General features: G+C 64.2%; 7 protein-coding genes. 3 read left to right on the forward strand and 4 right to left on the reverse strand.

All coding sequences use genetic code 11. The features are described from left to right. Nucleotides 1–13 precede the first annotated feature (13 nt). The 4 genes from Pla111_RS05790 to Pla111_RS05805 form a co-directional block, all read right to left on the reverse strand. Entirely contained in the window at nucleotides 14–1,801 is a 1,788-nt protein-coding gene (locus Pla111_RS05790) for an aspartate kinase (RefSeq protein WP_146572285.1), read from the reverse strand. 131 nt (nucleotides 1,802–1,932) lie between these two features. Then, nucleotides 1,933–4,566, reverse strand: coding sequence for a LamG-like jellyroll fold domain-containing protein (locus Pla111_RS05795; protein WP_146572287.1), 2,634 nt, complete (start codon nucleotides 4,564–4,566; stop codon nucleotides 1,933–1,935). 343 nt (nucleotides 4,567–4,909) lie between these two features. Beyond that, complete coding sequence (locus Pla111_RS05800) at nucleotides 4,910–6,142, reverse strand: cofactor-independent phosphoglycerate mutase (protein ID WP_146572289.1); 1,233 nt, start codon at nucleotides 6,140–6,142, stop codon at nucleotides 4,910–4,912. A gap of 12 nt (nucleotides 6,143–6,154) precedes the next feature. Further along, the gene (locus Pla111_RS05805; RefSeq protein WP_231930770.1) at nucleotides 6,155–7,450 is read right to left on the reverse strand and encodes a homoserine dehydrogenase; all 1,296 of its coding nucleotides are present in this window, start codon (nucleotides 7,448–7,450) and stop codon (nucleotides 6,155–6,157) included. A gap of 289 nt (nucleotides 7,451–7,739) precedes the next feature. On the opposite strand from Pla111_RS05805, the gene leuS reads away from it, so the two are divergent. From leuS to Pla111_RS05820, 3 genes are all read left to right on the forward strand, one after another. Further along, nucleotides 7,740–10,394 (forward strand): leucine--tRNA ligase, encoded by a 2,655-nt coding sequence (gene leuS, locus Pla111_RS05810; RefSeq protein WP_146572291.1) that lies wholly within the window; start codon nucleotides 7,740–7,742, stop codon nucleotides 10,392–10,394. 124 nt (nucleotides 10,395–10,518) lie between these two features. Beyond that, on the forward strand, nucleotides 10,519–11,298 hold the full coding sequence (locus Pla111_RS05815; RefSeq protein WP_197524795.1) for an FkbM family methyltransferase: 780 nt from the start codon (nucleotides 10,519–10,521) through the stop codon (nucleotides 11,296–11,298). 86 nt (nucleotides 11,299–11,384) lie between these two features. Next, on the forward strand, nucleotides 11,385–12,686 hold the full coding sequence (locus Pla111_RS05820; protein ID WP_146572295.1) for a glucose-1-phosphate adenylyltransferase: 1,302 nt from the start codon (nucleotides 11,385–11,387) through the stop codon (nucleotides 12,684–12,686). Nucleotides 12,687–12,745: the final 59 nt, after the last annotated feature.

Consider the following 12,745-nt stretch of genomic DNA (forward strand, 5'->3'; position numbering starts at 1 on the left):
AGCGGCGCGTCTCTCAGCGGACCACGTCGGCAAATGCCCGGTTCAAGGCCGTCAGCCCCGCGGCACCCTGATCGGCAGCCACCACCACGCTGATGTCGGTCTCGCTCGTGCCGATGAGTTCGACGTTGACCCCCGCGTCAGCGAGCGCACGGAACATCCGGCGGCCGACACCCGTGTGGCTACGCATGCCAACGCCAGCGATCGAGAGGATGTCTACTGCCGGGTCCGAGACGATCTGGCCACCGATTTCGTTGGCGAGCGCCTTGAGCGCCGCGACCGTTTTTTCGTGATCTTCACGCGGGACCGTCAACGCAACGGTGGTGCGTCCGTTCTGGCCGACGCTCTGCACGATGAGGTCCACGACCACCCCGGCAGCGGCGACCGCATCGAAGATCCGGGCCGCGATGCCCGGCGTATCGGGCGTTTCGCGTAGCGTGACGAGCGCCTGCGACTCGTCTAGTCCGCACTGTTCGATCGTTAGGTCTTCCATCGCTTGCAGGCGGCGGATGACGGCGTCCGCGTCGGTGTGATTGGCCTGCTTGGCGGCTGCCAGTGTCTGCTCGAACGTGGTGGCCGACGCGGGGGGGCGGCTCAGATCGAACTCGCGGTGCGCGGCCCGCAGGGCCTCGAGCCCCCGCGATTGTTCGACGAGGCAGGAAACCTTGATCGGACTGGTCGTGATCGCCTGGATGTTGATCCCCGCGGCCGCGAGCGCTTTGAAAAGGCGGTTTGCCACGCCCGGTTGGGTCACCATACCCAGGCCGACCACCGACACCTTGGAGACCGAAGAGTCGGCGGCGACGCCGGCGGCATTCAGCTCGGTCGCGGCGGTTTCAGCGGCGGTCCGCGCCGCGTCGAGGTCGCTGTTGAGCACCGTGAACGAGATGTCGGCGCGCCCCTCGCGGCCGCGATTCTGCACGATCATGTCCACCGCAATGTTCGCTTCAGCGAGCCGGCCCAGCAGCGTTGAGCTGGCACCCGGACGGTCGGGAACCCCGAGCACGGTCAGCCGCGACTCGTTCTTAGTGAGAGCCACGCCACTCACGGGGCGATCGTCGCTCTCGGCCAGGGGGCCGATGACCGTGCCCGGCTCGTCGGTAAAGACACCCGAGTTGCGCACATGGATCGGCACATTGAACTTCTTGCCGAACTCGATCGAACGGCTGTGCATGACGCCGGCACCGAGGCTTGCCAGCTCAAGCATTTCGTCGTGCGAGACGCAGGTCATCTTGCGCGCCAGCGGTTCGATCCGGGGGTCGGTGGTGAACACGCCGTCAACGTCGGTGTAGATCTCGCAGACATCGGCACCCAGCACCGCCGCCAGCGCAACCGCCGTGGTGTCGCTTCCGCCCCGGCCGAGGGTGGTGATATTGCCCTGGTCGTCGGTCCCTTGGAACCCGGCGGCGATCACGATGCAGCCCTCGTCCAAGTGACGGGTCATCCGTTCGGCACCGATCGACTGGATCCGCGCTTTGCCGTGCGAGCTGTCGGTACGGATGCCTATCTGCCCGCCGGTGAGACTGACCGCCTTGCCCCCTAGGTCGTGGATGGCCATCGCCATAAGGGCGACCGACACCTGCTCGCCGGTGGAAAGAAGCATGTCCATCTCGCGAGCGGCGGGGCGATCGCACACTTGCCCGGCGAGGTCGACCAACGCGTCGGTGTTCTTGCCCATGGCGGAGACGACCATCACGACCCGCGCTCCCTGCTGCTGGGCGCGGAGCGCGCGGCGGGCCGCAGCGCGAATCTTTTCGGCGTCGGCGACGCTGGTGCCGCCAAACTTTTGGACAATCAGAGGCATGAACGCGGTAGAGGGCTAAAGGGGGGGCGAAGCGTAAGGGGGGGACCGCCAGCAGGGCTTGTCGAGCCGTGCATTATGCTTGGTCCCCCGTCCGCTGACGCCCCCCCCTCACCGGTTCTTCCCCGGGCCGCCTAGATCTGCCCCGCGAAGGCCGCATCGACCGCGTCGGGCTCCGCCAGGGTCCCCGCGAGGAGGTCGTCGGCCAGCAGCTCATTTAGCCAGAAGGCGACGTCGTCCAGGCTGGCGTTGGCGTTGCCATCTTCGTTCACAAGCCGCTCACCACGGATCTCGAAGCCCAGGTGATAGAGCCCGTCGGCCACGGTGTTCACCGCATTGTCATCGCCAAACCACCGTGTCAGTGCTCCATCCCCTTGGACCAAGTGGAAGCCCGTCTCGACCCCCGCTTCGTCATCGCCGTGCAGGTCAGTCCACTCGGCCAGATGCTCGCGACGGAGATAATGGTTGACGTCGTACAGATCCCAGCGATCGAAGTGACCGTCGAAGGCGACGTCGGTCGCACGGATCGCTTCGAGGATTAGGGCGTTCATGCCGTCCGCTGCGCGGGCTCCGTCGGCGATCTCTTCGGGAGAGATGCTGGCGCGCAAGCCGGGGTCGAGGACAATCGTATCAACGACCGCGTCCAGCCCCGTGCCGGTCGTGCCCGCGGTCACTTGCGGTCCGGTGTTGGGGGGGCCGGCCAGCCGGGCGATCTCGCGGCGGCTGAGCGCCCGGTCGTAGAACGCCAGCTCATGCAGCGATCCACTGAGCGGGTCACGCAAGTTTGCCCGGGCACCGTCGCGAGCGACCGCACTAGCGCCGAGCGTGAGCGGGTTTTCGTTCGCCGCGATCCCTGCCGTGAAGTCGATCTCAAGATCGACCAGCTCGCCATCCAGATAGAGACGCATCCCCGTGTCGCCGAAGCTGATCGCCATGTGGTGCTCCTGACCAGCAACAACCGAGTACCGCGACGACTGCAAGGTGATCGACTCGGTGTCGCTCTGCAGGCGTACCTTAACCCGGTTGTCATGTACCCAGGCGGTTAGGTGCCCGCCCTCTTGGTAGCCCGTGTGGTCTTTGCTGAAGAGACCTTGCTGCGGGGCAGAATCATCAACCGTAAACCGCAGAGTGAACGTGCCATTCTCCGCTTCGAACGCCGAGTTAGGAGCCACCTGAAGCGCGTCATCGTTGGTTCCGTTGAACGAGACCGGCTCGCCAATCGCAAACACCGCGCCGCTGGGGAGAGGCGTCGCTTCGTTCACCTCGGGATGCGCCCAGCGGGAAACGCCTTCCGTAACGATCGGCGTGCTGTACTTCGGTGCGAGCGCTTCGCCCAACTCGCCGATCGTTTCGACGATGCCGTAATTGGCGTGGGCGTGAACGGTGTAATCCCCTTCGCGTATCAGGTCGCCGTAGACCGTGACCGTGCCGAGCTGATCTTTGTTATGGGCCCCGGCGCTACCCTGGTTGGACTGCACATAGATGACCGAGGCGTCCAGCACACCATCACCATCGCTGTCGATCCATTCCACCAGGTACACGTCAACCGTGTGGCCGACGAACTCGATCTTGTCTCCTTCGGCGCGGTTGAAGTCGGCGATGACATCGTCACCGATGCGATCGACCCAGTGGTCGTGCACGAGTCGGTTCTCGCCGGTAACACCACGCCAATCGATCGTGCCATCGTTGCGGGTGTGCTTGAAGAGAATGCGCTCCTTGGCGTTGATCAGGATCTCAAAGCGGAACGTGTCGGCACCATCGCCGCCGGTCAGGTGATCATCGGCGGCGATCGGTTGATCGGCGTACAGCGTGCGGGTTGTGGGATCAACTTCGCCGTACGGATCATCGGTGTTATCGTAGATCTGCGCGATGACAGGCTCGCGTCCATCGCTGCGGCTGATGAGCAGGTCATCGCCATCGCCGCCGTTGAGGATGTCCTCGCCATGACCACCGTCGAGCCGGTCGTCACCTTGCGTTCCGTAGACCAGATCGTTGCCATAGCCGCCGTCGACGATCGAGCCGAAGAGCATTTCTCCGTTGTCGGTTCCTGTCGTGACGCCCTCGATTTCCTCAGGGCGAACAAGTGGCGTGGGCGTCACCCCTGCCATAGCAGCAGCGGCTTCGAGGCCCAGCTGATCGTCGTAGACGGCAAAGTCGGTGATCGTGCCCCAGAAGCCGTCCGATAGGTTTGGTCTCTCATCGGTACGTGCGATGGTGCTGGCACCGAGCACCAGCGAGTTGTCGTTCAGCTCAATGCCCTGGTCGTAGTCGACCTTCGCGTCGGCGATCAGCCCATCGACGTAGAGCCGGAAGCCTTGATCGCCAAAGCTGACCGCCACCTGATGCTGCACACCGGGCTTGATGGCTCCTTTGGCCGAGTGGACGCGTACGCTCTGCGTGTCGGATTCGAGACGCGCCTCCACCTGATCACCAACGACCCACAACAGCAGGTGTCCGCCCTGTTCAAGGCCAACATGGTCCTTGCTAAAGAGAGTCAGCTTGTCGTCGTCTCGGGCGACCGAGAACGCAACGGCAAAAGTTCCCTCGGTGAGTTCGAGCGCTGCGCTGTGGTTGATTTCCACATGGTCAGCGGTTGGTCCCGAGAAACTGAGCGGGGCGTCGATCGATAAGACTTCGTCGATCCCCGCATCTAGCAGGGTCGATGAGATGGTGGTCAGCAGGGCGCGAGTTTCAAGTGTTTCGAGACTTGCAACACGATTAGCGACGCGACGACGGCGCGCGGGCGCGCGGCGGTTCCATGGGGCCATTCTCTGTTCCTCCCAGGTGGCGGTAAGACGAGTGAAGAACGGGGGTTCCGACGACCCGCTCTTCAAGTAGCCCCGTTCCTATCCGACGATCGCCACCGTGCAAGAAATATCCGGCAGAAAGACGAATTTATATTTTCGGGGCGCTGGCAGTGCGCGCACTCAGGATGTGCGCGCCGCGCGCGATGGAGACTTGATCCAACCAAGCGCTCTGCGAGTTTATCAGCAACAAAGGCGCGATTTGCGCGCCGCGGTGCCTCAACGGGGCATAGATCGATTCGGCCCGCACCGTGTCGCGGAAATCCTCAGTTGGGTGGCCAGCGCCATGCGCCGAGGGGGCCAAAGCCTAGCGTGCATCGATGAACCATCGCATCGCGTCCCACCCCTCATCGAAGGCCGTGGAAGAGGCCGCCGCGTTGCGATCGTGGTAAGCGTCGAAGCCGTCGGCAGCGATCCCCGTGCCGGCGAGGCACACGGGCACATTGCCGTGCGTGTGCTTCTTGGTACTCAAGAAGGTCGGATGGTCAGGGCTGACCATGATCCGCCATTTGCCGCACCGCTCGAGCGCTTCAACCAACGGGCCGACGATCTCGCGATCGATCGCCTCGATCGCTTTAACTTTTTCCTCAACGCGGCCTTCGTGCGAAGCCTCGTCGGGTGCCTCGACGTGGACACACACTAGGTCGTAGCGGTCGAGCGCCTCGATTGCGTAACGCCCCTTAGCGGCGTAGTCGGTGTCCAGATAACCCGTGGCACCGGGCACCTCGATGCGGTCCCAGCCCACGAGGGCTGCGATGCCCCGGAGCAGATCAACCGCCGTGATCATCGCCCCCTGCGGGCCGTACTTTTCGGCGAAGGGGGCGAGGCTCGGCGCGCCACCCTGACCCCACAGCCAAACGCTCGTGGCGGGCCGCTTCCCGGCCGCGACGCGGGCCCGATTGACCGGATGGTCGGCAAACAGCCGGGCCGTAGCTTCCATGAGTTCCACCAGCACATCGCCCCCCGGACCCTTGGGGTGAGCGTCTTCGATCACCAGATCGGTCCAGTCGTGCGGTGCCTGCGTGCGGGTATCGAGCGTGAACGGGGCCGGCAGTTTCGCGCCGCGCCAGATGAGCAGATTGCGGTAGCTCACGCCGGGGGTGAACTCCAGTGCGCCGCGCCAACGGGCGTCGCTGGCGATCGCGCGCTGCACCTCTGCAAGCAGAGCCGTCGATTCTTCGGTGCTGATGTGACCTGCGGTGAAATCGACCATCACCGGCCCATCGGCTTGGTGATCGATCGTGACCAGGTTGCAGCGGACGGCCCAGTCGGCCGGAGCCAACTCAATCCCCTGGGCGGCGGCTTCCATCGGAGCACGCCCGGTGAAGTGCTCGAACGGGTTGTAGCCCAGCAGGCTCAGATTGCCGATCTCGCTGCCGGCGGGTAATGCCTTGGGCGTGTGACACGCGCGGGCTACCACCCCCTGCTTGGCGAGCGCATCCATGTGTGGCGTCGCGGCGGCTTCCAGGGGGGTCTTGCCCCCGAGCGACTCTTGCGGCTCGTCGGCAGCGCCGTCGGGGATGACGATGACGTATTTCATGGCGAGGCTTTTTTAATCCGCGATGCGGAGGCGTACGGGCTTGCCCTGGACCGATTCGAGTGCAGCGATCTTGTCGCACGCCCGGGCAGCGGCACCCTCGGTGGTGTCGTGGGTGGTGATGATCAGCGGAACAAGTTTGCCGTCGGTGAGCGGCTCGTGTTGCAAGAAACTGGCGATCGAGATCCCCTGCGCCGCAAGACAACCGGCAATCTGGGCGAGCACGCCGGGTTGGTCGTCGCCGATGACCCGCAAATAGTAACGCCCGATGGCGTCGGCTGGGCTGGCGATCGCCGGACCGGGCGCTGAGGCGTCCCACAGACCGAGCGTATCGAACGTCAGCCGCGCGCGGCCGACCGCCGTATCGACCAGATCGGCCACGACCGCCGAAGCGGTCGGCATCCGTCCGGCACCGGGGCCGTAGTAGAGCAGTTCGCCGACCGCGTCCGCGGTGACACGCACCGCGTTGAACGCTCCGCCTACCTGAGCGAGCTGCCGCTCGTTCTTCACCAGGGTTGGACCCACACGCAACTGAACCCCCGTCGGCGTGGATTGAGCAACGCCCAGCAGCTTGATCGTATAACCGCGCTGCTGAGCGAACCGCACATCGGCGAGATCCAGCGTGTCGATCCCGCCGCGCGGCACGGTGGCCCAATCGGCAACGGCACCAAAGGCTAGCTGGGCGAGGATCGTCAGCTTCTGGACGGTGTCCGTGCCATCGACATCCATCGCGGGGTCGGCCTCGGCATAGCCGAGCCGCTGGGCCTCGGCGATCACGTCGCTGTAGGGGACCCCCTCGGCGTGCATCTTTGACAAGATGAAGTTGCATGTGCCGTTGAGGATCGCGGTGAGCGACTCGATTCGGTTGGCGGTAAGGCACTGCGAGAGATTGGCGATGATCGGCACGCCGCCCGCGACAGCGGCCTCAAAGGCGATGGTCTGCCCGGCCTGGCGCGCGGCGGCGAAGAGCTCGGCCCCGTGGGTTGCCAGCAGCGCCTTGTTGGCCGTGACGACGCTCTTGCCATTGGCGAGGGCACGCAGCACCACATCGCGGGCCGTGGTGGTTCCTCCCATCAACTCGATAACGACATCGCAGGCGTCGCCCTCAACCACTTTGGCGAGATCGTCCGTGACGATGCCGGCGGGCAGGGCGATGTCGCGCGACTTGGCGGGGTCGCGGACCGCCACGCGGGTCAGTTCGAGCCTTCGTCCGGACCGGCGGGCGAGCTCAGCGGCCGATTCTTGCAGAATCTTGGCCACGCCGCCGCCGACGACGCCCAGGCCGACCATTCCAACGCGTAAAGTGCCCACAGCCCGTGCCTCGCCCGATGGCCTGTAATCAAGAAACCGCTCGCCAAGAGGGCCGAGCGTAGCCAGCGGCGCGGCGGAAGGTCAACGGTGGGCGTGGTTTGCGCTCGAGCAGCCGCGAGTTAGAATCCGCCCACCAGCCTCTTGCCGAAAGGCCGCAGGCCCAAGACGTGCAATCACGCTCGTTACCTTTCAGGCACCAACGAACCCGACTCCTATCGGCGGCGTCTTGCGGGGTAAGCCGCTTCCCGAGTGCCGGTCTTCCTAGTCTTTTTTGCCGCCAAGATTAAATATGCCCCGCTACAACCCCGCGACGATCGAACCCAAGTGGCAAGCCTATTGGGACGAGCACAAGACGTTCGCCGCGCCGCGGTTGCCGAGCCCGGCTGCTAAGGGAAAGGCCGCCAAGAAGCTCTACGCACTGGATATGTTCCCCTATCCGTCGGGCGACGGGCTGCACGTGGGGCATCCCGAGGGCTACACGGCAACCGACATCGTCTGCCGTGCGCGGCGGATGCAGGGCTACTCGGTGATCCATCCGATGGGGTTCGACGCCTTCGGCCTGCCGGCCGAAGAGCACGCCATCAAGACTGGCGAGCACCCCCGCGTGCAGACCGAGAAGAACATCACGACGTTCCGCCGTCAGCTGAAGATGCTCGGCTTCAGCTACGACTGGGACCGCGAGATCGCCACGACCGACGTTGACTACGTCCGCTGGACCCAGTGGATCTTTCTGCAGCTGTACGACACCTGGTTCGATAAAGCCCAGCAGAAGGGCCGGCCGATCGCCGAGTTGGAGATCCCCGCCGACATCGGGGCCCTGGGCACGGATGCGGCCCGCCGGTGGGTCGATGAGCAGCGGCTGGCGTACCAGAGTTCGGCCCCGGTCAACTGGTGCCCGGCGCTCGGCACGGTGCTCGCCAACGAAGAGGTGATCGACGGCAAGAGCGAACGGGGCGACCACCCCGTCGAACGCCGCCCGCTTCGACAGTGGATGCTGCGCATCACCGCGTATGGTGACCGGCTGGAGAAAGAGCTCGAACCGCTCGACTGGCCCGAAAGTGTCAAAGCGCTGCAGCGCAACTGGATCGGCCGGAGTACCGGTGCCGAGGTGGACTTCCGCTTAGCGGCAGGCACCAACGGTGAAGCCGTCGCGGGTAAATTCCCCGAGAAGCCCGCCGACGGCGTGCTGCGTGTTTACACCACGCGGCCCGACACGCTGTTCGGGGCTACCTATATGGTGATCGCTCCGGAGCATCCGTATGTCGATCGTTTAACGACTGCCGCGCAGACCGAGCCGGTTGCCACGTATGTAAAAGCCGCTTCGTTCAAGAGCGACCTCGACCGCACGGAGTTGGCGAAGGACAAGACGGGCGTCTTTACCGGCTCGTACGCCATCAACCCGGTCAACGGCGAGAAGATACCCATCTGGATCGCCGACTACGTGCTGATTAGCTACGGCACCGGAGCGATTATGGCCGTGCCGGCGCACGACGAACGCGACTTTGAGTTTGCACAGAAGTTCGGCATCGCCATCAAGGCGGTGGTCGATCCGGGGGAAAAGCTCTCCGCCGCAGAGCGTGACGCTGTGCTCGCGGGTAAGCGTGTCTCGCCCGAGGCGGGTGTGGCGGTCAACTCGGGCGCGTTCGACGGCACGCCCACCGCGGAGTTCAAGCAGAAGATCACCGCTTGGCTTGCCGAGCGGGGCGTGGGGGGTGAGGCGGTCAACTACAAGCTGCGCGACTGGCTTTTCAGTCGGCAACGCTTCTGGGGCGAGCCGTTTCCGCTTGCGCACGAATTGGACGCCGCGGGCAAGCCAACCGGCTTCCTCCGCACGGTTCCCGAGACCGATCTGCCGGTCGACCTGCCGCATCTGGAAGACTTCAAACCGCACGGCCGCCCCGAGCCGCCGCTGGACAAGGCCCCCGAGGAGTGGCTGTACCCGACGATCGACGGTGTGCGCTGCAAGCGCGAAACGAACACCATGCCGCAATGGGCCGGCAGTTGCTGGTACTACCTGCGGTTCTTGGACCCCAAGAACGACGCCGCGCCGATCGATCCGGAGGTGGAGCGGGCGTGGATGCCGGTGGATCTGTACATCGGCGGTGCCGAGCACGCGGTGTTGCACCTGTTGTACGCGAGGTTCTGGCACAAAGTGCTGTACGACCGCGGTGTGGTGAGCACACCGGAGCCGTTCCACAAGCTCGTCAACCAAGGGATGATCCTCGGCGAAAACGGCGAGAAGATGAGCAAGAGCCGCGGCAACGTCGTCAACCCGGACGAGGTTGTCAGCGAGTACGGTGCTGATTCCTTAAGGCTGTATGAGATGTTCATGGGCCCGTTGCCCGACTCCAAGCCGTGGAGCATGGAGGGGGTGAGCGGTGTAGCGAACTTCTTGGGGCGCGTTTGGCGGCTGATTGTCGATGAGCGTGCCGACGAGCTGAAACTGCACGAGCTGGTAAGCGATACCCCGCCGACGGCCGATCAGCTGCGAATGCTCCACGCTACGATCAAGGCGGTCACGGAAGATATCGACAAGCTGTCGTTCAACACCGCCATCGCTCGGATGATGGAGTTCGTCAACTTTTTCAACAAAGAGGCGACCCGCCCCCGGGCCTGCCTGGAGCCGTTCATCAAGCTCCTGTCCCCGTTCGCGCCGCACCTGGGGGAAGAGCTTTGGCAGCTGCTGGGGCATCCTCAGACGCTCGCCTACGCCGACTGGCCCGACTTCGATGAGGCGCATCTGCGGCGGGAGACGGTCGATATTGTCGTGCAGATCGCTGGCAAGGTTCGTGGTAAAGTAACGGTCCCGGCCGACGCCGACCAAGCGACGATCTTAGCCGCAGCGAAAGCCGAGCCGAAGATCGCCGAATTAATCGCGGGTAAGCAGCTGGTGAAGGAGATCGTTGTGCCCGGGCGGCTCGTGAATCTCGTTCCTCGGGGTTGAGATTCAAGCGCTGTTGAGATTAGCACCGCGTCCGGGCAACCGCGATAAGCCTCCCCGTATACCGATCCACAGCGGACCCCCCGCATCAATTCCCCGTGAGACGCAGGAAAAACGCATGGGCCTTATGAGGCACTTTCTGGAGCGGGTGTCACGAGGACGCACGTTTCAGCGTCGACTTTCTGCGGAGTTCGGGCGCCGTCCGATTATTGTTTCGCCCGATGCGGCTTTGCGTTACCTCTCGCCGACGGGCTACGCCTTTGAGTCGGCCCTGCTCGACGTGGCCGCTGAGTGGGTGCGGCCGGGGGATACGGCTTGGGATATCGGCTCGAACCTCGGCGTGTTCGCGGTTGCGGCGGGGCACTGTGCGGGCTCCAAGGGCCGCGTGCTCGCGGTCGAAGCCGATGGCTGGCTTGCCTCGGTGATCCGCCGAACGTGTTCGTTGCCCGACAATCGCGACCTGGCGATCGAGGTTCTGCCGGCGGCCATCTCGACCGAGGCCGGGGCGGCCCGGTTTGCGATCGCCGAGCGTGGCCGGGCTTCGAACGCGCTGGCCGAAGTCAGCACCCGGGCCACCACCGGCGGAGTCCGCGAGACGCAGCTCGTGCCGACCCTGCCCATGGACGCATTGCTCGAGGTGGCCCCCGGTCCGCGGATCATCAAGATCGATGTCGAAGGGGCCGAGGTCTTGGTGCTACGGGGTGCCAACCGCGTCCTCTCAGAAGCCCGGCCGGTAGTTTATATCGAGGTTGGCAAAGAGAATGCAGACGAGGTGACCAAGCTGCTGACGGACGCTGACTACGTCTTGTTGAACCCCGAGGTTACCCCGCTCGAGCGCAGGCCGCTCGAGCGGTGTGTCTTCAACACGCTGGCGGTGCCGCGTGACCAATACGCCCCGCCGGGCTAAACCTTTTCCGTGTGGCGAGCAATCCGGACACGGTTGCCTTGCTCCCGTCCTTAGACCGATAGCTCATCTCTCCTGGCTCACAGATCATGAAGAACGTCGTCGCGGTGGTATTGGGCGGTGGTCGTGGCACGCGATTGATGCCGCTCACCGGCTATCGATCGAAGCCCGCGGTGCCGTTGGCGGGCAAGTATCGGTTGATTGATATCCCCCTGTCTAACTGCATCAACTCGGGGGTCAATCATGCCTATGTGCTCACACAGTTCCTCTCGGTGAGTCTGCACCAGCACATCCGCGGGACCTATCGGTTCGACGCTTTCAGTGGCGGATTTGTTGAGATTCTCGCCGCACAGCAGACGATGGAGGACGACGCCCACAAGGATTGGTATCAGGGAACCGCCGATGCGGTTCGCAAGAACCTGTCTTACTTTATGCGTCCGGGTTTTGACTACGTGCTGATTCTCTCCGGCGATCAGCTGTATCGGATGGACTTCCGGCGGATGCTGGAAGATCACCAACGATCGAACGCCGACGTAACGATCGCTGCCAAGCCGGTGGCTCGGCAGGAAGCCAGCGGGCTGGGCATCATGCGCGCCGATGACTCGGGCCGAATCAATGGCTTCGTCGAGAAGCCAACGACGGACGAGCAACTGAAGTCGGTCGCGGTCGATCCGGCCTGGATCGACGCCCGTGGAGTCGCGAGCAACGGGCGCGACTGTCTTGCTTCGATGGGGATTTACCTGTTCAACCGTCAGGCGCTGATCGAGCTGCTGGACAATCAGGATCACTCTGATTTCGGCAAGGAGATTTTCCCCCAGGCGATCGCGTCGCGACGTGTCCAGTTGCACTTGTTCGACGGCTACTGGGAAGACATCGGTACGATCCGCAGCTTCTACGAAGCCAATCTCCAGATGGCGGCCCCCAGCCCCCCCTTCTCCTTATCGTCTGCCAGTTCGCCCATTTACACCCGACCGCGGTTTCTTCCCCCCACTCGCATCGACGGGGCAACCATCTCGGGCAGCCTGATCGCCGATGGCTGTGTGATCGAGCCGGGTGCCGTGATCGAGAACAGCGTGGTGGGGCTCCGCTGCCGGATCGGCCGCGATGTCCACATCAGGGACAGCGTGCTAATGGGCGGCGATTACTATGAGGACACCTCACGGGTCGCCGCCAACGACGCCGCCGGCTTGCCGCGTATCGGTATCGGAGCCGGTTCCGTGGTCGAAGGGGCGATCATCGACAAGAACTGCCGGATCAGTTCGGGGGTCCGGATTGTCAATGATTCGGGGCAGAGCGAAGTAGACGCTTCGCAGGGCGTGGTAGTGCGCGACGGCGTGGTGGTGGTCCCCAAGAAGGCCGTTCTGCCCACGGGCTGGCGGCTTTGCCCCTAGAGATTTGCGGTCTCGGATGCGGGCCGGGTCGTAGACGCTCGCGCCCTGGGCGGTAGACT

The sequence above is a fragment of the Botrimarina hoheduenensis genome, assembly GCF_007859815.1.
Taxonomy (GTDB): domain Bacteria; phylum Planctomycetota; class Planctomycetia; order Pirellulales; family Lacipirellulaceae; genus Botrimarina; species Botrimarina hoheduenensis.

Excerpts from the sequence above, each read along its gene's own strand:
- Pla111_RS05790 (WP_146572285.1), bottom strand. The coding sequence starts at position 1,801 with ATGCCTCTGATTGTCCAAAAGTTTGGCGGCACCAGCGTCGCCGACGCC.
- Pla111_RS05795 (WP_146572287.1), bottom strand. The coding sequence starts at position 4,566 with ATGGCCCCATGGAACCGCCGCGCGCCCGCGCGCCGTCGTCGCGTCGCT.
- Pla111_RS05800 (WP_146572289.1), bottom strand. The coding sequence starts at position 6,142 with ATGAAATACGTCATCGTCATCCCCGACGGCGCTGCCGACGAGCCGCAA.
- leuS (WP_146572291.1), top strand. The coding sequence starts at position 7,740 with ATGCCCCGCTACAACCCCGCGACGATCGAACCCAAGTGGCAAGCCTAT.
- Pla111_RS05815 (WP_197524795.1), top strand. The coding sequence starts at position 10,519 with ATGAGGCACTTTCTGGAGCGGGTGTCACGAGGACGCACGTTTCAGCGT.
- Pla111_RS05820 (WP_146572295.1), top strand. The coding sequence starts at position 11,385 with ATGAAGAACGTCGTCGCGGTGGTATTGGGCGGTGGTCGTGGCACGCGA.